Source organism: Lawsonibacter sp. LCP25S3_E2, assembly GCF_052117285.1.
Lineage (GTDB): Bacteria > Bacillota > Clostridia > Oscillospirales > Oscillospiraceae > Lawsonibacter.
Genome location: NZ_JBQKJL010000009.1, coordinates 117,922 through 137,688 on the forward strand (window position 1 = coordinate 117,922; position 19,767 = coordinate 137,688).

General features: G+C 55.1%; 19 protein-coding genes. 10 read left to right on the forward strand and 9 right to left on the reverse strand.

Annotated features, from left to right (window positions below):
- Nucleotides 1-30: 30 nt before the first annotated feature.
- From ACTQ3R_RS09835 to ACTQ3R_RS09870, 8 genes are all read left to right on the forward strand, one after another.
- Nucleotides 31-858 (forward strand): sigma-70 family RNA polymerase sigma factor, encoded by an 828-nt coding sequence (locus ACTQ3R_RS09835; RefSeq protein ID WP_441778956.1) that lies wholly within the window; start codon nt 31-33, stop codon nt 856-858.
- Nucleotides 859-882: 24 nt separating this feature from the next.
- A complete protein-coding gene (locus ACTQ3R_RS09840; protein WP_441778957.1) occupies nt 883-1,638 on the forward strand; it encodes a flagellar hook-basal body protein in 756 nt (251 codons plus the stop codon).
- Nucleotides 1,639-1,660: 22 nt separating this feature from the next.
- Nucleotides 1,661-2,410 (forward strand): flagellar hook-basal body protein, encoded by a 750-nt coding sequence (locus ACTQ3R_RS09845; RefSeq protein WP_441778958.1) that lies wholly within the window; start codon nt 1,661-1,663, stop codon nt 2,408-2,410.
- A gap of 14 nt (nt 2,411-2,424) precedes the next feature.
- The gene (locus ACTQ3R_RS09850) at nt 2,425-3,045 is read left to right on the forward strand and encodes a chemotaxis protein CheC (protein ID WP_441778959.1); all 621 of its coding nucleotides are present in this window, start codon (nt 2,425-2,427) and stop codon (nt 3,043-3,045) included.
- Nucleotides 3,038-3,520 (forward strand): chemotaxis protein CheD, encoded by a 483-nt coding sequence (locus tag ACTQ3R_RS09855; RefSeq protein ID WP_441778960.1) that lies wholly within the window; start codon nt 3,038-3,040, stop codon nt 3,518-3,520. Before ACTQ3R_RS09850 ends, ACTQ3R_RS09855 begins: the two co-directional genes overlap by 8 nt.
- 28 nt (nt 3,521-3,548) lie before the next feature.
- Nucleotides 3,549-4,475, forward strand: a complete 927-nt coding sequence (locus ACTQ3R_RS09860; RefSeq protein WP_441778961.1) for a chemotaxis protein — start codon at nt 3,549-3,551, stop codon at nt 4,473-4,475.
- Between the two features lie 16 nt (nt 4,476-4,491).
- On the forward strand, nt 4,492-5,769 hold the full coding sequence (locus ACTQ3R_RS09865) for an EAL and HDOD domain-containing protein (protein WP_441778962.1): 1,278 nt from the start codon (nt 4,492-4,494) through the stop codon (nt 5,767-5,769).
- 174 nt (nt 5,770-5,943) lie between these two features.
- Entirely contained in the window at nt 5,944-10,194 is a 4,251-nt protein-coding gene (locus ACTQ3R_RS09870) for an EAL domain-containing protein (protein WP_441778963.1), read from the forward strand.
- Nucleotides 10,195-10,250: 56 nt separating this feature from the next.
- On the opposite strand, the gene ACTQ3R_RS09875 is transcribed toward ACTQ3R_RS09870, so the two are convergent.
- Nucleotides 10,251-10,649, reverse strand: coding sequence for a bacteriohemerythrin (locus tag ACTQ3R_RS09875; RefSeq protein WP_441778964.1), 399 nt, complete (start codon nt 10,647-10,649; stop codon nt 10,251-10,253).
- Nucleotides 10,650-10,786: 137 nt separating this feature from the next.
- Here ACTQ3R_RS09875 and ACTQ3R_RS09880 point away from each other — a divergent pair, with 137 nt between their 5' ends.
- Nucleotides 10,787-13,852: a bifunctional diguanylate cyclase/phosphodiesterase gene (locus ACTQ3R_RS09880; RefSeq protein ID WP_441778965.1), complete on the forward strand. Its 3,066-nt coding sequence runs from the start codon at nt 10,787-10,789 to the stop codon at nt 13,850-13,852.
- Between the two features lie 341 nt (nt 13,853-14,193).
- Here ACTQ3R_RS09880 and ACTQ3R_RS09885 read toward each other — a convergent pair whose 3' ends face one another.
- From ACTQ3R_RS09885 to ACTQ3R_RS09905, 5 genes are all read right to left on the reverse strand, one after another.
- On the reverse strand, nt 14,194-14,832 hold the full coding sequence (locus ACTQ3R_RS09885) for a DNA adenine methylase (protein ID WP_441778966.1): 639 nt from the start codon (nt 14,830-14,832) through the stop codon (nt 14,194-14,196).
- Nucleotides 14,825-15,139 carry a hypothetical protein gene (locus ACTQ3R_RS09890; protein WP_441778967.1) on the reverse strand — a complete coding sequence of 105 codons (315 nt, stop codon included), beginning with the start codon at nt 15,137-15,139 and terminating at the stop codon, nt 14,825-14,827. Before ACTQ3R_RS09890 ends, ACTQ3R_RS09885 begins: the two co-directional genes overlap by 8 nt.
- A gap of 101 nt (nt 15,140-15,240) precedes the next feature.
- Entirely contained in the window at nt 15,241-16,269 is a 1,029-nt protein-coding gene (locus tag ACTQ3R_RS09895; protein WP_441778968.1) for a hypothetical protein, read from the reverse strand.
- Nucleotides 16,266-16,871: a hypothetical protein gene (locus ACTQ3R_RS09900; RefSeq protein WP_441778969.1), complete on the reverse strand. Its 606-nt coding sequence runs from the start codon at nt 16,869-16,871 to the stop codon at nt 16,266-16,268. The genes ACTQ3R_RS09895 and ACTQ3R_RS09900 overlap by 4 nt, the downstream gene beginning before the upstream one ends.
- Nucleotides 16,864-17,535, reverse strand: a complete 672-nt coding sequence (locus ACTQ3R_RS09905) for a hypothetical protein (RefSeq protein WP_441778970.1) — start codon at nt 17,533-17,535, stop codon at nt 16,864-16,866. The genes ACTQ3R_RS09900 and ACTQ3R_RS09905 overlap by 8 nt, the downstream gene beginning before the upstream one ends.
- 221 nt (nt 17,536-17,756) lie before the next feature.
- Here ACTQ3R_RS09905 and ACTQ3R_RS09910 point away from each other — a divergent pair, with 221 nt between their 5' ends.
- Nucleotides 17,757-18,653, forward strand: a complete 897-nt coding sequence (locus tag ACTQ3R_RS09910; RefSeq protein ID WP_441778971.1) for a hypothetical protein — start codon at nt 17,757-17,759, stop codon at nt 18,651-18,653.
- A gap of 118 nt (nt 18,654-18,771) precedes the next feature.
- On the opposite strand, the gene ACTQ3R_RS09915 is transcribed toward ACTQ3R_RS09910, so the two are convergent.
- From ACTQ3R_RS09915 to ACTQ3R_RS09925, 3 genes are read right to left on the reverse strand one after another with little or no spacing between them, the layout of a single operon-like run.
- Nucleotides 18,772-19,083 (reverse strand): hypothetical protein, encoded by a 312-nt coding sequence (locus tag ACTQ3R_RS09915; protein ID WP_101691777.1) that lies wholly within the window; start codon nt 19,081-19,083, stop codon nt 18,772-18,774.
- Nucleotides 19,083-19,307 carry a hypothetical protein gene (locus tag ACTQ3R_RS09920; RefSeq protein WP_087937001.1) on the reverse strand — a complete coding sequence of 75 codons (225 nt, stop codon included), beginning with the start codon at nt 19,305-19,307 and terminating at the stop codon, nt 19,083-19,085. The genes ACTQ3R_RS09915 and ACTQ3R_RS09920 overlap by 1 nt, the downstream gene beginning before the upstream one ends.
- Entirely contained in the window at nt 19,300-19,755 is a 456-nt protein-coding gene (locus tag ACTQ3R_RS09925) for a hypothetical protein (RefSeq protein WP_340039821.1), read from the reverse strand. The genes ACTQ3R_RS09920 and ACTQ3R_RS09925 overlap by 8 nt, the downstream gene beginning before the upstream one ends.
- Between the last annotated feature and the right edge of the window lie 12 nt (nt 19,756-19,767).

Consider the following 19,767-nt stretch of genomic DNA (forward strand, 5'->3'; position numbering starts at 1 on the left):
CAAACCACCAAGAAAGGAGGCGGGAGAGAAATGGAACAGACGACAGGCGTGGCAACGCCGGAGGAGACTTACCTCCCGGCCTCCGTATCCCAAGAGGAAGCTCAGCAGCTGGACGACCGGAGCCTTCTGGAGCTCTATCAGCGCACCGGAGACCAGGAGCTTAAATGGATGCTGGTACTGCGCTACACCCAGCTGGTGCGCCGTATCGCTCTGCAGGCCAGTGGCCTATACAGCAGCTTTGCCCAGTTGGATGACATCATCCAGGAGGGGCTGCTGGTACTGCTCAACGCGGTGGACAAATTTGACCTGTCCAAAAATGTCAAATTTGAGACCTACGTCTCCACCCGCCTGCGGGGCATGATCGTAGATCTGGCCCGGCGGCAGGACTGGCTGCCCCGCCAGGTGCGGCAGAAGGCGGTCAAGCTCAACCGGGCTACCGACGAGTTGGCCGGAAATTTGGGCCGGGTGCCCACCAGTGATGAGGTGGCTCAATATATGGGGCTGACTCGGGAGCAGTACGATGCACTGCTTTCCGAGACAGCGGTGTCCAGTATGGTCTCCTTTGAGGCGGTGCTGGACAGCTGCGGAAACGCAACCGAGAAATTCCTCAACCTGGGAGAACAAAGCAACCCCACGGAGGAGGAGTATCAGGACCAGGAGCTCCACCAGGTGCTGGAGCAGGGAATTGCCTCCCTGCGGGAAAATGAGCGCATGGTGCTCTCCCTCTACTACGAGAAAGAACTCAACATGAAAGAGATCGCCCAGGTGCTGGGTGTAAGTGCGGCACGGGTTTCCCAGATCCACAGCCGGGCGCTGCAGCACCTGCGGGTCCATATGAAGCAATATATGCAGGCCTGAGGGTCTAGAAAGAAGGAATCATCTATGACCAAGGGATTTTATCAGCTGACCTCCGGCATCTTGTCTCAGGGGAGACGGCTGGATGTGATCGGCAACAACATGACCAACCTGAATACGGCCGGCTACAAGGCGGAGACCTATACCGACCGCACGTTTCAGGAGGTACTGATCAGCCGGGTGGGCAACAAGGATAAGAGCGGCGCCACCGTGATCGGAGAGGAGAGCTACATCCTGGCCCCTGACCAGCTCTATGTGAACTATAGCCAGGGGATCATGAAGGATACCGGGCTGACGCTGGACTTTGCCATCCAGGGGGACGGCTTCTTTGCCATCCAGACTGACAACGGCGTGGAGTATACCCGTTCTGGCAGCTTCTGCCTCAACGACCAGGGCCAGTTGACCCTGGCCGGCCATGGAACCGTGCTGGGGGCGGACGGACAGCCCATTACACTGGGCATCGACCAGATTCGGGCCGACAACGCGGGGCGGCTCTACACCCAGGATGGGGCCTATCTGGGCCAGCTGGGGGTCTACACCTTTGAGGACAACGCCCAGCTCGTCAAGGGGGAGAGTGGCCTGTTCCAGGCCGGCGGACAGCAGGCCCAGCTGCAGGGACAGCCCCAGGTCATGTGGAAGTACGTGGAGGAGTCCAATGTGGATATGCTCCAGGAAATGAGCCGGATGCTCACCGCCCAGCGCTCCCTCCAGAGCGGGGCCCAGGTGCTTAAGCTTTACGATGAAGTGCTGACCAAGGCCACAAACCAGATCGGCCAGCTGTAATGCGGGAAAGGGGAAACGGGTTATGCTTCAAGCTTTTTACAGCGCCACAGTAGGCGCTCAGCAGCAGATGCTGCGCATGGACGTACAGGCCAATAATATCTCCAACGTGAACACCAACGGCTTTAAGGCCCAGGTCCCCGCCTTTCAGACGCTGATGTATGGGATGCTGGATGGCATCGACAATTCCCAGCTGCCCCGAGGCAGCGGTGCCTATCTGTCCAGTACCACCACCAACTGGCAGGAAGGGAGCATCCAGCGGACCGACCGGAACCTGGATTTTGCCATTCTGGGGGAGGGCTACTTTGCCTTGTATAATCCGGGCACCGGTGAGGTGTCTTTTACCCGAGACGGGGCCTTCACGCTGGCCGGCTTCCAGGAGGCCACCGGTCAGGTGGATGAGAACGGACAGCCGGTGTTAGATACCGTCTACTACCTTTCCGACGGCGAGGGCCGGCAGGTGCTGGGCCAGGACGGCTACCCCATCCAGGTCAGTGACCCGGACGGCGAGATTACGGTGGGCGTGTTTGCCATCCAATATAGGGACGGCCTGGAGCGGGAAGACAGCAGCCGCTTCCTCATGGGCGATAAGAATGGTATGGTGTGGGTAGGGGACTCCAAAGTGGAGCGCGGTGTGTTGGAGACCTCCAATACCGACCTGGCCACCGAGCTCAGCCAGGTCATTGAGGCCCAGCGTTCCTATAGCTATGTACTGAAAATGATGCAGACCGCCGACGAGGTGGAGACCACTATCAACGGTCTGACCAATGGATAAGCTGGGGGATGGGTATGAAAAACTATGAAGATCTGAATGTCCTGGAACTGGATACCATCCGGGAGATCGGCAGCATCGGTACAGGCAATGCTGCCACCGCCCTGTCCAGTATGCTGGGCTGTGAGGTGCGCATCGACATGCCGGAGGTGCGCATCATGGGGTACAACGAGGCCATCGACTGGATCGGCGGCCCGGAGGTCATTACCGCCGGCGTGCTGGTCCACATGTCAGGGGAGCTCAATGGCATCATGCTCTCGGTGCAGCAGATGGAGTTTGTCAATCTGGTGCTCCAGCGCATGGTGGGCCGGACCGTGCAGGAGTATGAGCAGTTGGATGATCTGGACCGCTCGGCCCTGGTGGAGGTGGGCAACATCATGATTTCCACCTTCATCAACGCCCTGTCCAGCCTGGCGGAGATCACCACCCGCCTGACCGTGCCCGCCTTTGCTGTAGACATGCAGGGGGCCATCCTCACCGTGCCGATGGCGGAGTTTGGCGGACAGTCGGACTATATCATGACCATCGGGGCCAACTTCATCTGCGCCGGAAAGGCGGTACCTTGCCAGTTGCTCCTGTCGCCCGATATTCGGTCGCTGAATTTTTTGCTGAAAAAGCTGGGGGTTTTGGATGAATGATAAGCTGGTAGTTGGGATTGCGGATATGAAGATGGCCCGACAAAACGGGATGCTCGTGACTTACGCACTGGGCTCCTGTATCGGCATCTGTCTGTATGATCCGCTGATTCAGCTGGCGGCGCTGGTCCACATCATGCTGCCGCTGAATATGGAGACCGGTCGGAAATCTCCTTTGAAGTATGCCGATACCGGCATATGTGAGACCCTGCGGCGTATGGAGGCCCAAGGCGGGTCACGTACCCGCATTGTGGCCAAGATTGCCGGAGGGGCTCGGATGTTTGAAACCCCCGGCGGCGGCAACTTAGGAAATATCGGCCAACGCAATATTGAAAGCACCCACATGGTCCTGCGGCGGGAGGGCATCCGCCTGTTGCGGGAGGACGTGGGAGGAACAGTGGCCAGAACGCTGCTGTTTGACGCGGCTTCCGGTCAGGCCTGTGTGCGCAGCTACGGGAAGCCGGAACTGATTTTTTAAAAAGAATTTTCAGAAAGTGGGGAACGGCATGGCGGAGGAAAGTAGAAGCGGAATTTTGCTGGAGACAGGCACCAACGAGATCGAGATCATGGAATTTACCATTGACGGAAATCTCTATGGGATCAATGTGGCCAAGGTGCGGGAGATCATGATGTCCGCGCCGGTAAAGCCTATGCCCCATACACATCAGGCGGTGGAGGGCATCTTTAAGCCCAGAGATACAGTGATCACCGTGGTGGACCTGCCCAAGTATCTCACCAGGCGGGAGCACGAGCACAAGGAGAAGGACCTGTTCATCGTCACCAACTTCAACCAGATGCATGTGGCCTTCCGGGTGGACACGGTGGTGGGGATCAGCCGCATCTCCTGGAAGGATATTCAGAAGCCGGACAGCACCATCTCCGGCGGCGCCGACGGCGTGGCCACCGGCATTGCCCAGTGCGGCGAGGACCTGGTGAACATTCTGGACTTTGAGCGTATTGTGGCGGAGATCGCCCCGGAGACCAGCATCCAGATCAGTGAGGTGGAGGCCATGGGCAACCGCGGCCGGAACACCAACCCCGTCTGGGTGGCAGAGGATTCCATTCTCCTGTCCCGGATGATTCGGGAATCCCTGGAGCGGGCGGGCTACGTCAACCTGCGGATGTTCCCCAACGGAGCCGAGCTGTGGGATGCCCTTCAGACCTGTGAAAAGCAGGGAGATGTGGACAGTCAGGTAGCCATCATTATTACCGACCTGGAGATGCCCCAGATGGACGGACACCGTCTGACCAAGCTCATTAAGAGCAGCAGGGAGCTCCAGCACATTCCAGTGGTCATCTTCTCCTCCTTGATTACGGAGGAAATGCGCCGCAAGGGTCAGGAGGTAGGAGCCGATGAGCAGCTGAGCAAGCCGGAGATCGGCCATCTGATCGGCATTTTGGACGAACTTCTGGAACGCAAGCAGAAAAAGTAGAAGGGAGAGCGGCTTTATGAGCAGCAAATACATTGTACGCCAGCCCATTAAGGACCGGGATAACCGCATTGTGGGTTATGAAATCCAGTACTATGGGGAGAACAGCGCCTTCGGAGTGGATAACGGGGTGGAAAACGACTTTGCGGCGGCGGATACCATCTATAATTTTCTGACTCTGAATACTGACAAGCTGCTGCGGGGTACTCTCAACTTTATGACTTTTACCACCACTTTGCTGATGAAAAAAACGCCCCGGCTGTTTGATAAAAATGAGCTGGTCATCCAAATCGATGACAGTGTTATCATTCATCCCCTGGCTATGCATATGATTCAGCAGTATGCCCGAGAGGGGTATAAGATTGCCGTCAATGAATTCCAGTTTGCCCCCCGGTACCTGGCCATGCTGGATAATATCGACTACATCAAGGTAAATTTCCAGACCATGCAGGAGCTGACCTTAAAGAACATCATCGAGATCGCCCACAGTATGAATAAAAAGTGCATTGCTGTGGGAATCGACAAGGAGGAGCTCTATCAGCGGGCCCAGAAGCTCCTGGTGGACGCCATGGAAGGCACCTTTGTGGCGGAGAAGATGACCCAGAAGACCCACAACAGCGGCTACATGCAGAGCAATTTCTTCCGCCTGATGGTGGCGGTGATCAAGGATGAGCCGGACATCGAGGAAATTGAGCGTATCATCTCGGTGGATGCCACCCTCACCTACGGTCTGCTGCGCATTGCCAACTCCCGCTATTTCTCGCTGCGCAGCAAGGTGACCACCGTGCGTCAGGCCATTATGACCATCGGCCTCAATGAGCTGAAACAGTGGATCTATCTGCTCAGCGCCAGCAATGCGGAAAACCACATGGATGAGGGGGCGGAGGAGTTCCTGCGTCTGTCCCTCATGCGGGCCAACTTTTGCAGCAGCCTGATGAACTACGCCAAGAATATGCCCATCAACAAGTCGGATGCCTATTTGATGGGTATGTTTTCCACTTTGAACTATTTGATCGACGCCCCTCTGGAGGAGATTTTGCAGCAGATCCCCCTGTGTCAGGAGGTCAAGGATGCCCTGCTGCAGCATAAGGGCCGGTGCGGCATGCTCTACGATCTGACCTTGAGCTACGAGCGGGCAGATTGGGCGCAGATCGACCAATTCGCAGAGGAGCTGGGAATTCAGACCAACTTGCTTACCAGCTTGTACTTCAGCTGTATGGAGGATGTAAACCGGATCTGGGCGGAGATCACCCAGGCGGCCAGCAGCCAGAAGCCTGCGGAAGCATCCGAGCAATAACAAAATCGCAGTGGGTATCTGAGATATAGGATAGCTGAGATGCTCCCTCTGTTAGGAACCGTGAACCGCGTCACTGGAATCTGATATGAGGGAGTATCTCTTTTTTAAAGAAGGAGCGCAGATCAGTCTGCGTTTGTGAGCAACGCCCACACAGTGCAGAAGGAATGAGAGCCTGTGAGAACAGAGGAAAACGAAGTGATGAAGGCCCAGCTGAACACCCTGCGTGCCCTGGGGGAGAGCGGAAACGACTACCTATTTTTATGGGAGCTAAAAACAGGGTGTCTTCACTTTTTTGGCCACCTTAACAAGCGTTACCCCATCCTGGAGGATGGGACGGAGCAGTGCACCGTGGAAGAGTGGTGCAGGATCGTCTATGAGAAGGACCGCCCCGCCCTCAGCCGGGCTATGGAACAGGTACGGCAGGGGAAGATGACGCAGTATAACACAGACTTTCGTCTGGTGGACCGGGCAGGGAACCGGGTATGGGTCAACTGCCAGGGCCAGTGCAGCAGTGATGAGACAGGCGAACCGGTTATTATGGTAGGACGGATGTCCGATACCGTTTTAGAGCAGAAAGTGGATCCCATGACCGGAGCCTTTAACGGAAACAAGCTGGCCGATGACATGAAGCGGATCCTGGAAGCCAAGCTTCCTTGTTATCTGCTGCTGATCGGCGTAGACAATCTTAAGCATATCAACCTGCGTCACGGCCGGGAGTATGGGAACCAGATCCTATGTACCATGGCGGATACGTTGGAGGAGCTGGTGGGTGCCGGCCTGCGGGTCTACCGGGTGAACGGGGACTGCTTTGCAATCAACCTGCCGGTGACCCAGCAGGAGGAAGTGGAGAAGGTCTATCAGCAGATCCGTGCCCGCATGGCGGACTGGTGTACCATCTCTGCCGGCGTAGTCTCGTACCACGGACACAAGAATGTGGACAGCAATGCCATGTACCAGTATGCGGAGGAGACGCTGGACAAGGCTAAGCGGGTGGGGAAAAATACCCTGGCCTTTTTCTCCCAGAAGGACTATGAGGAGAAGCTGTCCACGGTGGAGCTGCAGGAGGAGCTGTACCAGAGCATCCAGGATGGCTTCTCCGGCTTTTCCCTGCGCTATCAGCCCCAGCTCCGGCGGGAAAGCTACGACTTGTTCGGGGTGGAAGCCCTGCTGCGGTACCATTCTCCCACCCGTGGGATGGTGAGCCCGGCGGAGTTTATCCCCGCGCTGGAGCAGACGGGGATGATCTGCCCGGTAGGGCTGTGGGTGCTGGAGAAGGCCATGGCGCAGTGTCAGACGTGGCGGGAGCATCTGCCCCAAATGCACATCAGCGTCAATATTTCCTATACGCAGCTCAGTCAGAAGGAGATTGCCAGCCAGGTGCTGGAGCGGCTGGAGCAAAGCGGCCTGCCGGGGGACGCCCTCACCCTGGAAGTCACCGAGAGTATGCAGCTGCAGGACTACGCCCGCTTTAACCGCCTGTTCTACCAGTGGAAGCAGGCTGGCATTGAAATCTCGGTGGATGACTTCGGTACTGGTTATTCCAGCTTGGCTTACCTGAAAAATTTAGATATTGATGAAATCAAGATTGACCGCTGTTTTGTCAGCGGCATTCAGTACAGCGCCTACAATTATCGCCTGATGAAGAACATGATCGAGCTGGCCCGTTCCTCCCAGATCCGGGTATGCTGCGAGGGAGTGGAGATCAAGGACGAGCTGGCGGCGCTGGAGGAGCTGGGGCCGGATCTGCTCCAGGGCTTTTTGTTTCACCAGCCGCTGACCGAGCAGGAATTTGAAAACAGCTACATCCGGCAGACTGCGCCGGAATATCAGGCCCGGACAGAGCAGCTGCAGCAGCTTCGCCATCTGGAATGGAGCAAGGAGCAGCTGCCCCAGAACATGTCCCTTACTTCAGAGACACTGGAGAATATTGTAGAGGCGCTGGATGAACTGGTGTATGTCAGCGACCCCGTGACCCATGAGCTCTACTACCTCAATTCCGCTGGCCGCCGTCTGACTGGCGCCTATGACTACAAGGGGCGCAAGTGCTACAAAGTGCTCCAGGGGAAGGACAGCCCCTGCGAGTTCTGCACCAATAACCGACTCCAGAGAGACCAGTTCTACATCTGGGAGTGGACCAACAAAATGCTCAAGCGCCACTTCATTGTCAAGGATAAGCTGATTCCATGGCATTGGAAGCAGGCCAGACTGGAGGTGGCAGTGGACATCTCCGAGCGGGAGATCCTCAGCCAGTCCGTGCGGGAGAAGCTGGGCTTTGCTGAGAGTACCCTGGCTTGTATCAAGGCCTTGGCCGAGGAGCAGAACATGGGGCGGGCGTTCCGGCGGATGCTGGCCTCGGTGGTGGAGTTCTACCAGGCTGACCGGGCCTATCTCTTTGAGCCCGATGGGGTGGAGGAAGGATACTGGAACAACACCTATGAGTGGTGCAAGGAGGGACTTACCCCCCGGAAAGAGAAGATGCAGAGGATTCCGGCCTCCAACCTGCAGCAATGGATAGAGCGTCTGGGGCGGAACGAGTCGGTAATCGTTGCCGACCGGGAAGAGATGCGAGAAGAGGATTGCGCAGAGTGGGAAAGACTGTGCGAGCATGGGATCCGCCGCCTGATTGTGGTTCCCATCCTTCAAGAGGGACGGTTGGTTGGCTTCTTTGGAGTCAACAATCCACGGCACTGCATTACGGATGACTCCTTGATCCGGATGCTGGGCCTGTTTGTGGCAAGGCGGTTTAACAAGAATGAGACAGAGGAGCGGCTGGGTGAGCTGCTGAACCTCCACTACCACGATGTGCTCAAGGATACGGATCTTGGCCTGTGGTTTATCCGGATGGACCCCCGAAGTGACCGGCGCGAGCTGTTTGCCGACGAGACCATGCGCCGGGTGATGGGGCTGGAGCGGGAGCTTCCCCCTCAGGAGTGTTATCAGTACTGGTATGGCCGCATCCATGAGGAGTACCGTCAATATGTGAACCTGACGGTGGAGAGTATGATCCGCTCCGGGCGGGTGGTCCAGTTGGAATATCTCTGGAAGCACCCGATCCAAGGGGAGGTTATGGTGCGCTGCATCGGCATCCGGGGCGCGGACACCGATGGAATGATCTGCCTGGAGGGCTATCACCGCATCATTTCCGACATGGACCGGCCTCAGTTTTTGCCCGACACACCCACAGGAGAGGTCTTTGAGTTTGACGAGCGCAAGGGAACCATCTATTTCCACACAAACCGGGTGCTGTTGGCGGGGGAGGCCAGACAGGAGCGGAGATTCCCCCAGTGCTGGCTGGAAACCGACATGGTACATCCCCATTTTGCCCAGCGCTTTGCCGCCCTGTTCCAGGATGTAAGTCATTCGGAAGATGTGGCGGGGGAGGAGATCCTGCTGCGTTCCCCCCGAGGGACCTACGACTGGTTCCGTATGCGTATCCACCATCTGGGTAAGGATACAGAGGAGCGGGATACCGTTTTGGTGCTGCTGGATGCAGTGGACCAGGAGCGGGTGCTCCAGCTGGAGAATATGCGCATCCGGGATTTCTACCAGGCCAGTCTGGGGGACACCATCGCCTATGCGGAGGTGGACCTGGAGAGCGGACAGCTGAAGGGTGCGGGAGGCCTGTGGGCGGACTACCAGCGGGAGTATGGATACAGCCAGAGCACGCTGCTGCAATTCATGCGCGGCCAGGTGTCTGAAAGTGTCCGTCCCAGCCAGAAAATGGAGCTTTTGTGGAAAAGCGCCGCCTGGTCGGAAATCCTTTCTCAGGAGCAGCCCATCCAGCGTTTCCGCTATCAGCGGCTGATTCAGGGCAAGTGGCACTGGGTAGAGTTGGTGGCCCACAGCTTCCAGGAACAGTTGACCGAGAACACCTACGCCTTGCTCTACCTCAAGGACATTGATGACCAAGTACGCCGGGAGCATGCCCAGATGGAGGCAGCCAGCCGGGATCCCCTTACCGGAATATACAACCGCAACGCCTTTGAGAAGGCTGTGCGGGAGTATATGCAGGCAGGACCGGAGAAGCGGGAAGGGGTGTTGATTCTGCTGGACATTGACAACTTCAAGAAGATCAACGACAAACAGGGCCACTTGGAGGGAGACGACGCCTTGCGCTATGTTACTCAGCTGCTCCAAGAGACCTTCCGGCAGGAGGACGTACTGGGCCGTTTGGGCGGCGATGAATTTATGGTGTTTTTAAAGGGGGCAGTCAGCCGGGAGATTCTGGACCAGCGCATGGCGCAGTTTTACCAGGCCATGGGTACCTACCCCAAATTTCCCATTACCTGCAGCGCGGGCATTGCCTTTGTACAGGGCAAAGACTTTTCCTACCAGGAGATCCTTTCCCGCGCGGATATGGCCCTGTACCGCAGCAAGCAGGATGGAAAGAGCCACTATACCTATGCCGACGGGGTTCCGGAATAAAAAACGGCCTCGGAACACGGCGTGACCGCCTGTTCCGAGGCTGTGCGAAACCAAAATCAATGCTCCTGGACAAACCGTGCCATGCGCTTGTCCTCGGTGCGGATGTGGGAGACCAGCACCGCCACAGCCCGGTTCAGATCCCCCAGAGCTTTTACGGAGGGGCCCTCCTGGAGGAGCACCTGGGCCGTCTGGGCCAGCTGCTGGCGGTAGCCGTCATGGAACTGCTTGTGGCTGGTATAGTTAGGGTAGTTGCTTTTGGTCTGCAGCCGTTCTTCGTCGGCAAAATGCTTGGTTACATAGTCGCTTAAAAACTGCACCGTGCTCTGGATCTGCTCCCGGCCCTTCCCCTGGGCGCAGGCATCCATGAGATGGTTGACAGCGACAAATAACTGCTGATGCTGGGAATCAATAAGCTTGTTTCCAGTCATCAGATCTGAGGTCAATTCGTATTTCATGTGGTTAGCTCCTTTTTCTTCAGGTTGGAAGGGCAGTACCTTCTCTCATACTAGTTATCGACCAAACTGAAGAAAAAATAATAGTAATTATTATCAATATAATTTTTATTTTATAACAGGAAAAAAGAGGAAATATCATGGAATATTGTTCAAGCTTTTTTGAAGAACTGGATGAGTTAGTCTATATTTCCGACCTGGATACTCATAAGCTGATCTATATGAACCGCCGCCTGCGGCAGTCGCTGGGCTATGGGGATAGCAATGCCTATGAGGGAAAAAAGTGCTATGAGGTGCTTCAGGGCAGACACAGCCCCTGTTCCTTTTGCACCAACTCGGCGCTGCAGGAGGGAAAGTTTATCTCGTGGACCCACAAAAATCCGGTACTCAATAAGCGCTACCTGATTAAGGACACTGTGCAGATGATTGAGGGCAGACGCTGCCGCATCGAAATCGCCATCGATATTGACTCTGAAGTGGTGTGTAACACGCCCTACTACTATGCCCGTAGTGAGACGATTCTGAATGACTGCCTGCAGCGAATCTTCTCCACCACGAATCCCGGCAAGGGCGTGGAGCTGGTACTGGAGTATTTGGGGCAGACCTTTGAGTGCGACCGTGCCTATGTTTTTGAAATCGGCCAGGAGAAAATCTACAACAGCTACGAGTGGTGTGGGGAGGGGGTTATGCCCCAGAAAGATGCGCTGCAGGACATCCCCATCTCCTTTTTGGAGTGGTGGCTGAAGGTGTTTCAGAAAAATCGGGTGCTTGTGCTGGAGGATCTGGAGGATATCCGGGAACAGCACCCAAACTCCTACGCCATTCTTAAGCCCCAAAATATTTCCAGCCTGGCAGCAGGTCCCATCAGCGTGGAGGGGCGCGTGGTGGGGTTTGTGGGGGTGGATAACCCCAACACAGAGATGCTGAACTTGATTGCCCCCATTCTGAATGTGATTGGGTACTTTGTCTCTGCGCTGCTGCGTCAGCGGGACCTGCTGGACCGTCTGAATACGCTGAGCTTCCGGGATTCTCTGACGGGGATCTTCAACCGCAATGCAATGTTTGAGCATGGAATAAAATACCCGCCCTGTTCCAGCATCGGCGTGGTTTACTGTGATATTACCGGCCTTAAGCAGACCAATGACTCCAAGGGGCACAGCGAGGGGGACCAGCTGATTCGACACTGCTGCCGCCTGATGGACGAGAGTCTGGATACGCCCTGGATCTACCGCACCGGCGGCGATGAGTTTGTGGCGGTCTTCCTGGACTGTACCCAAGAGAAGCTGCGGCAGAATGTCCAGACTTTGCGGGAGCGGATCAGCCAGGACAAGTGCCACATGGCAGTGGGCTATGCCTGGTCGGACCAGCAGCCGTTCCATCTGGAGGGGCTGATCTCCCAGGCAGATAAGGTGATGTACCAGGACAAGCGGGGCTACTATCTGATTAACCAGAACAACCCCAAGGTGGACCGGCGGCGCAGTCCGGAAGGGGAGTGCCAGCTGGGAGGGACGGACAGCCCCTTCTACCGCTTTTTGTCGGCGACCTATCACGATCTGGACTTCCTGTTTCAGGCCATTTCCCAGCACAATTCCGAAGGTTATTTTTGCTTTGGAGATGTGCAGAAGGACCTGTTTTACATTTCAGACAACATGCGGGACGACTTCGGCTATGAGAGCAATGTGGTGCCGGGTCTGCTGAAGGAGTGGGCCTCCCACATCAGTACGGCATGTTTTCAGGATATGTACCGGCAGGCCATGGAGGATATGCTGGAGAAAAAGCAGTCGGTGCTGGACCTGCGTTACCAGGTGCAGAAGGCCGACGGCAGGAAGCTGTGGATCCACAGCTTCAGCATGCTCAAGTGGGATGACAAACGGGAGATCCCCCTGTTTCTGGCCAGCCGTGTGACCCATCAGGATGACGAGTTTGTAGTGGATCCGGTAACCAACTTCCCCAGAGAGTCTGCGGTGCTCCGCTATATGGAGCAGCTGCAGAAGAATAAACAGAGCTGCCGGGCCATCGGGTTTCGGTTCGGCAGTATTTCGGAGCTCAACAACACCCGTGGCCGTACCTTCAGCGACCGTCTGCTCCAGTCCATTTCGGATGAAATGATGAACACCCTGGCGGACAAGATGACGTTCTATCGTCTGGAGGGGATGCGCTGCCTGGCCATGGTGGACCCCGCTTGCAAGGAGAGCAGAGAGGCGCTGGTATGGCAGCTGCGCAATATAATCGAGGCAGGATATCGTGCTGCGGGCCTTGCCGTGCCCCATGCCTGTTCCTTTGCGGTGATGGAGTTTCCCCAGGACAGCGGGACTCCTGAGGACTTTATGGAAAACATGAACGCCCTGCTGAAGGTGGCCAAGCAGGACAAGCGGAAGCTCTATGTGGAAAATTCCCAGGACAGCATCCAGACGATCCGGACTATGTCCAACATGGCCCTGGCTCTGAGCCGGGATGTGCTGCAGGGAATGGAACATTTCCGGGTGATGATCCAGCCAGTAGTGTCCACAAAGACCGGCCAGGTGGTGGGCGGTGAGGTGCTGCTGCGGTGGCGTTTTGAGGACAAGGACGTGTCGCCGGCGATCTTTGTCCCCATGCTGGAGAAGGAAAACCTGATCCAGAAGGTGGGGCGCTGGGTCTTTGAGCAGGCCGCCTGCAGCTGCGTGCGGCTGGTGGAGCACGTACCGGAAATTTACCTCACCTTCAATGTGAGCCTGCATCAGCTCTCCGACGTCCTGTTTACCGACTTTATGGGGAAAACCATGGCCAAATACCATCTGGATGGTTCCCATCTGGTGGCGGAGATGACGGAGAGCTGCATGGATGAACAGCCGGAGAAGCTGTTCCACTTTGTGGATGCCTGCAAGGACATGGGGATCCGTATTGCGCTGGACGACTTTGGCAGCGGTTATTCCTCGCTGCGGATGCTGCTGCAGTATCCATCCAGCATCATTAAGCTGGACCGCTCTCTTCTGCAGGAGATAACAGAGTCGGAGGACAAGATGAACTTTATTTCCAGTATCGTCTACGCCTGCCACCGCTTTGGAAAAAAGGTATGTATGGAGGGGGTGGAAACCACCTCTCAGGATAACCTGATCAAAGAGTGCGGCTGCGATATGATCCAGGGCTATTACTACTACCGCCCTATGGAGGTAAATGATGTCTGCCGTCTGGTAAGCACTCCACTTGACGGGGAGAAACAATAAGAGGCCGCCGCAGAATCGAAAAATTCTGCGGCGGATCTTTTTGCAAATCGGTCTAGATGGCAGTGCTGCCCTAGGCAACTGTCCAGACCTACCATCACCGGGCCGCTCGGATTGATGCGGGGGTTGGTGAGCATGACATCATTGGCCAGGGGCACGTACCGCCGGCGTTGACAGCGGTCTGAAATCCAGCCTCATCGGTTACATTCTGCTCTTCATCTGCAGGCTCACAGGGGAGAAAGGTCAGGTTTTGGGACCAGCCGGAAACCGACACATTGACGGAGGGCAGGTCTGTTGCCATAGGCCATCCAACGAGTTATTATTTCTGCCCTTGACCTGGCAGCCTAGGGAGGATCTGCGTATATGACACCGTCACTGCGATCCCGCTTTTTGATTAGTTCAAATGCATCCTGATTTTCAAGGAAGACTGTGGAGATGCGCTTGATTACCTTGGGAAGTTCTTCTAGGATCGGTTTCGTGTCAATGGTTTTTACACCTACAGAGGTCATGGTCCCGCTGAAGCTCCCGTGGGAAATCAGAAGAAATGCCTTGGCCCGCTCCACATCAAACAGCTCGGCCCTGCCCTCAAGAAGCTGGGCGATTTCCTCCGCAACAAACTCTGAAGAGCAGGAAAATTCCTGTAACAGAGCCTTTTCCTGTTCGATGTGCTTGTAAAAATCCGCTTTGTGCGCTACGAGGTCACGGTAGAACGCGAATGGGATTCTGCCATGGACGGGTAAAAAGCCAAGTTCCTTACAAAATGCCAATGGTCTTTCTTTAATGCAGCAGAATACATTGAAGAGGTCATTGTTTAGATCGTTATAAATGTCCAGCCGGTTCTTACTTGGCTTTAAGCCTAAGACAACAGCACCGCTGCCTCCAAATGGCTCCAAATACTGCTTTACGTTAGGTGGGATCATCTTTTGGATAAACGGCAGTAGCTTCACTTTATTGCCCATCCATGGGAAGATAGGCTTAGCCATTCGCATGACCGCCCTTCGTGCCAATCTCGTGGAGGGATTCCTCCAATCCTCGGATTGTGGCCTGAAGCCCGGCATCGATACGCTGCAGGAAACGAATTGTTTCATAAACCTCTCCTGCGGTAGAGGCATAGAAATATCCGTAGCGGTCGCTGGCAATGGGGATGCGATCCTTCCGCAGTTGGTTGACAAGTTCGCGAAGCTGGGTTCCACTCAGCCCTAGTTCATGCTCCAATTCCTGACTGGTCATTCTGTGAGTGCGCCCTACGCAAACTGCCTTTAGGTAGTTTTTCAGATGATCTTTTTTCATGGTTGCCTCCTTTTTCGTTGGTGCTTTTCCGAAAAAGGGCATAAAAAGAAAAGGCCGTTTGTCCCTTTCGGAAAAACGGCCCATTCTTCTCATCAAAATGATTACATTGTCATTTCCGGTTCCTGCTCAGGCTGGCTGTACTCGTAAATGAACTCCTGTCCATTCCTGGCTGCATAGCCATGGTCTGTTGTGGACAGGCCATATTTCGCCATGTGATGCTGGGCGTAGGCCACCGAGTCAAAGCACTCATTGAGCAGCGGATCCTGGCCAAGTACACCCTCCTTTCGGGCCAGGTCCATACCATACTGTGCAAGATCAACTCCGCGTGGAATAAATTCGTAACAATGGAGATTTTGAGCGAGATCCAATGCCAAATCCAGACGGTGACAGTCTTCCAATTCCATGACACACTGCCATTTTTCCAACCAGTGGGGTTCCCCCTGGCCCTGCTCCGCCCAAATATAACCGAAGTCAATGGCGTGGCGAACCAATTCTCCTGCAGAGTCATATTGATTGAGAATGTCGGTGATCTGAGGCAGCGCGCAATCCACATCCACCGCCATACACTGATCCAGCGTTTCTGCTTGCAAGGCAACCAGCCCAAGAAGCAGTTCATCCGGGTGGGCGGTATCCATGTATTCGCCTGTGTCGGGAAATCCGACCCAGACACCCTCCATATTGTTTCGGCTGACCAGTTTAATGCGAATGGCATATTCCCCGGTGGTAGGCAGCGGCACATTGGGATTTACCTCCGGCAAGGGACGATCGGGGTTCCGCCGCTCTACATAGTGGTTCTCAACAAAACTGCCCAAACCGTTCTCCCGATAGACTGCCCCAACAATCTCTGGGTCAAGGTAGCCCCGTGCCGCGTGTGTGGGGGTGTGAATATGCTCCATGACGAATCGGCCCAGCAGCACATCGTCCTCTGCTCCATAGAGGAGCTGGTAGTAATCTAATCCCTGGAGAATTTGGATGGTTGTCTGAATGTCCCTTGGTGATTCAATCTGCATAGCGCCTCGGAACAACAGCGCTTCCTTCACGGTCATATGTTCAAGCCGCTGTTCCAGCCAATCATGTTCCGATTTACTCATCTCCATACCCTCCAAAATGGGAGAGAATTGGTGTTTCATGTAGTCATCCCCTCCATCTGCGGGCCGCAACGGGACTGCGAGTAACTCACATCCAGGTCGGTGTGCTGCACCACATAGCCCTCGGAGGTGAAGACTCCGCCTTCCTCCATTCTGGCCTTTCGGCCAATGGCCGCATAGTCCAGAACTTCATACACCTCTTCCGGCAGGCCGGACGGAATCACCGGAAAGTCATTATCCACATGGAAGTGTCCCAGCTGCTCGTCATTCCCAATTCCGGGAGCAACATGACAGCAATCCGCACTGTTGGCCAGGTCGATCAGGCGACACAGTGGCAGCTGTGTCATTCCTTTATCCAGATCCATGCGGACAAGACCCTCGAAAGCCGCTTCCTGGATACGCTCAAAGGAGGCCAGTTTCTCAGCCAGCAGATTCAGCTCTGTCAGATCCATATCCTCTGGCACATGATCCTCAAGGTATTCCCGCCCACAGAAGTCCGATACTTCGGTATAGAGGGGGGAGCCGGTGTTCAGTTCCAGTTGGAGTGCATCCAGTTTTTCCTGTTCCATAGGCAGTTCTACCGACTGGTGATCTGCACTGTCCATTTCCAAAGAACTTACATATACGGTGAATCCTTTATTCAAGCGTCATTCCTCCCATCTCCTGGTTCTGATGTTCTTCATACCACTTGGGGTCCGCACCAGGTACATCCCAACCGCACATGCTGCCAGTGAGCATCGCCTGTTCCTGAGCCGGCGTAATGCCCCGACGCTGGTTGTTATAGTCCGCCAGGTAGCGGTTCTGGGCCCTGTCGCCGGTACTCCAGTCACTGGGGTAGTAGCCGCTCTCACCTTTTTTGATGCAGATAAGGGTTCCTTCACCGGGAAGCACAGACCAGCACATATCCGGCAGGCGGGTGAGAGAATCGGGGGAGAACTTTTCTTCCTCTGTCTGGATTGTCCAGTGGCTGGAGTTCCAGAGACTCACATAAAGTTCTCCCTCTTCCAAGTCGATGGCGCGCTGCTCAAATCCTTCGCCCCAACCGTCCGACGCCTGACCTGAAATGTAATCAGCCAGGGCCTCTTTTTCCTCCGGCAGAAGTTCGCCCACTACCTTGCATTCCGCTACGCACCACAGCTGCCCATCGCGGCTCTCTGCGTCAAACACGATGGACTGAACTTTCTCATTCACCCCATCCTGTTTGTCATACCAGCGCATAAGGCCACGGCTTTTTTCCTCCGGCACCTGGTTTTCCAGAAGTGCCTCGTGAATACACGACTGATAGTCTCGCAGATCACGGCCATTCAAATCGTTGCCGTATGCTCCTGGGCCAGAAGAGCAACCCGTATGCCGACAATTCGCCCGATGTGAAGGCTGCCCTTACCCAGGACATGGCTTCCTTTGTTGGGGCAGTGAAAGTGACTGCATGCGAACGAGAATCAAGAAGATCAGGGAAAAAGAGAATTCAGAATAAAGGGGTGAGATGCAACAAGCTACTTTCTTTTGTATAAACATAGGAGGAAATCCAGATGGATAAATACATTCTGCACGCGGTCCTGAGTAATGCGCAATACCCGGAATACGGTGTGGTTTCCATCCCCTTCCCCATCCCCAGAGATGATTTCGACCACTGCATTGAGTTATTGGAAGCACTGGAGATCGGCAAGGTCTCTACACGGGACTGCCATGTGGATGAGATCAGTAGCAGTTGGCCCATACTTAGCCGTCTGGAGGGCGCAAATATCGATTTGGATGAGCTGAACTATTTGGCTAAACGCTTGGACAGCTTTGATGATGGTGAGGCTGCACAGTTTCAGGCCATGACCGAGGCCCTGGACCTGACCGATATGAAAGACCTGATCAATCTGACCTTTTCCTGCCAGCAGACAACTGTCATCGCAGATTTTTCAGATTTGGAAAGCGTCGGTCGGGCACACTACATGAATACCCACGACGGATGCGCCTCTGCGGATGAGCTGGACAATTTGGATGGTGAGGAAACTGCCATTCTGCTGATTGAGAACAATGACGGGACCATTACCCGCTACGGTGTAGTCTACGACAACGGTATGCAGCTTTCACAGCTCTATGACGGAAAGAACCTGCCCTGCTACCACCACGAGAATGATTGCATCTCTGTAGGCTTGACTTCCCGACTGGAGCCGAGAGATACCAAGAATATTACTTGGGTTTACCTTCCTACATCCAACTGCCAGATTGAGCGGGCTATGAAGCGGGCAGGCATTACTGATCCAAGAGATTTATCTCTTCGAATGGGCGATAGCCTCTTCCCTAGACTCCATGTCGTGCATCACGGATCAGCGTTCGAATGCTCTGTCGGTTTGCGTCCAAGCCACTCTCATATTGGAGCATCTCTGCGGAAATCGAAAAGCCAAGCTGGCCGGCGAGGCTTCGGAGTGCGGTGAGCTGCTGGTTTATGGCGAGACGATTGCTTTCCGTAGACGCTCCATCTACCCGGCAGTATAGGCAGCACTTAGACATCTGATTTGACCTCCTTGAACGAATTTGGGGAGACGCTACCACTCAGCCCTGACATTCATCCCGGATGAAATCATACAGGGCTTCCGGTTCCTTCAGGCACCACTTAGTTTTTTCATCATCGGTCCAGACTTCATAGTCCGGGGCGGCATCGTAAAGCCACCAGCTGATATAGTCGTACTGGTCGTTGACCGCTTCCTTCAGTACATCCAGCAAGGCGGCAAGAAGCGGTGCTCCGCCCTCAAATACGAAATGTCCGTCTCCCATCAGGGTGAGTGCCTTACTGAACTGTTCGTCTCGATCCTTTTGCGCTTGGATCTTTCGCAGGGCTTCACAGAAGGTTTCCTTGGACAGCATTAAAGTCCCCCTCCCGGATTCTCCCCCTCCGCTTCCTGTTCGGCTTTCCATTTCAGAAGCAAGGAGATGGCCAACTCCTGAGTAGCGGGATCGACGCAGAACTCGAAAAACTTTACAGCCAACATTTCTGGCGTCAGCCCCATCGGGGCGATTACCGCTTCCAACTGTTCCAGAAGCTCCGCATCTACTTGAATTTCCACGAGCTCATATTGCTTTTCATCCATGGTGCGTTTCCTCGCCTTCCGAAGATTCCTTCCGCAACTCGTCCAGTCGCTGCCGGAACAGCTTCTGGAGCTCCTTCCAGACCTGCGGCTGCTTGAGGGTCACTATCGGCTGGTTCAGTTCCCGCTCCAGATCGGCGACAGCCACCGAAAGCGTCTTTTCATCGAACAACTGGTAGTGGCGACGAAGATACTGGACGACCGCCGCACTCTCCTCATCTTCGCTGCGCATGGCATAGCGGAGGGCGCTGTTGATGACACAGGAAAAGTCATCCACATAGTCAAGGTTGAACCAGGAGGCTGGGCAGAGAACCAGGTCATCTTTGCCTTCCTCGGTGATCACCAGCCCAATGTCCTCGCGGCTTATCCTTTCCAGCACGGTGTCCAGGTCATCTGCCAGTGCTTGGCGTGAGATGCGTTCCATGCTTTCCAGAGGTTGTAAAATCGGCATCCTTTCCTTCCT

Excerpts from the sequence above, each read along its gene's own strand:
- ACTQ3R_RS09835 (WP_441778956.1), top strand. The coding sequence starts at position 31 with ATGGAACAGACGACAGGCGTGGCAACGCCGGAGGAGACTTACCTCCCG.
- ACTQ3R_RS09840 (WP_441778957.1), top strand. The coding sequence starts at position 883 with ATGACCAAGGGATTTTATCAGCTGACCTCCGGCATCTTGTCTCAGGGG.
- ACTQ3R_RS09845 (WP_441778958.1), top strand. The coding sequence starts at position 1,661 with ATGCTTCAAGCTTTTTACAGCGCCACAGTAGGCGCTCAGCAGCAGATG.
- ACTQ3R_RS09850 (WP_441778959.1), top strand. The coding sequence starts at position 2,425 with ATGAAAAACTATGAAGATCTGAATGTCCTGGAACTGGATACCATCCGG.
- ACTQ3R_RS09855 (WP_441778960.1), top strand. The coding sequence starts at position 3,038 with ATGAATGATAAGCTGGTAGTTGGGATTGCGGATATGAAGATGGCCCGA.
- ACTQ3R_RS09860 (WP_441778961.1), top strand. The coding sequence starts at position 3,549 with ATGGCGGAGGAAAGTAGAAGCGGAATTTTGCTGGAGACAGGCACCAAC.
- ACTQ3R_RS09865 (WP_441778962.1), top strand. The coding sequence starts at position 4,492 with ATGAGCAGCAAATACATTGTACGCCAGCCCATTAAGGACCGGGATAAC.
- ACTQ3R_RS09875 (WP_441778964.1), bottom strand. The coding sequence starts at position 10,649 with ATGAAATACGAATTGACCTCAGATCTGATGACTGGAAACAAGCTTATT.
- ACTQ3R_RS09880 (WP_441778965.1), top strand. The coding sequence starts at position 10,787 with ATGGAATATTGTTCAAGCTTTTTTGAAGAACTGGATGAGTTAGTCTAT.
- ACTQ3R_RS09885 (WP_441778966.1), bottom strand. The coding sequence starts at position 14,832 with ATGGCTAAGCCTATCTTCCCATGGATGGGCAATAAAGTGAAGCTACTG.
- ACTQ3R_RS09890 (WP_441778967.1), bottom strand. The coding sequence starts at position 15,139 with ATGAAAAAAGATCATCTGAAAAACTACCTAAAGGCAGTTTGCGTAGGG.
- ACTQ3R_RS09895 (WP_441778968.1), bottom strand. The coding sequence starts at position 16,269 with ATGAAACACCAATTCTCTCCCATTTTGGAGGGTATGGAGATGAGTAAA.
- ACTQ3R_RS09910 (WP_441778971.1), top strand. The coding sequence starts at position 17,757 with ATGGATAAATACATTCTGCACGCGGTCCTGAGTAATGCGCAATACCCG.
- ACTQ3R_RS09915 (WP_101691777.1), bottom strand. The coding sequence starts at position 19,083 with ATGCTGTCCAAGGAAACCTTCTGTGAAGCCCTGCGAAAGATCCAAGCG.
- ACTQ3R_RS09920 (WP_087937001.1), bottom strand. The coding sequence starts at position 19,307 with ATGGATGAAAAGCAATATGAGCTCGTGGAAATTCAAGTAGATGCGGAG.
- ACTQ3R_RS09925 (WP_340039821.1), bottom strand. The coding sequence starts at position 19,755 with ATGCCGATTTTACAACCTCTGGAAAGCATGGAACGCATCTCACGCCAA.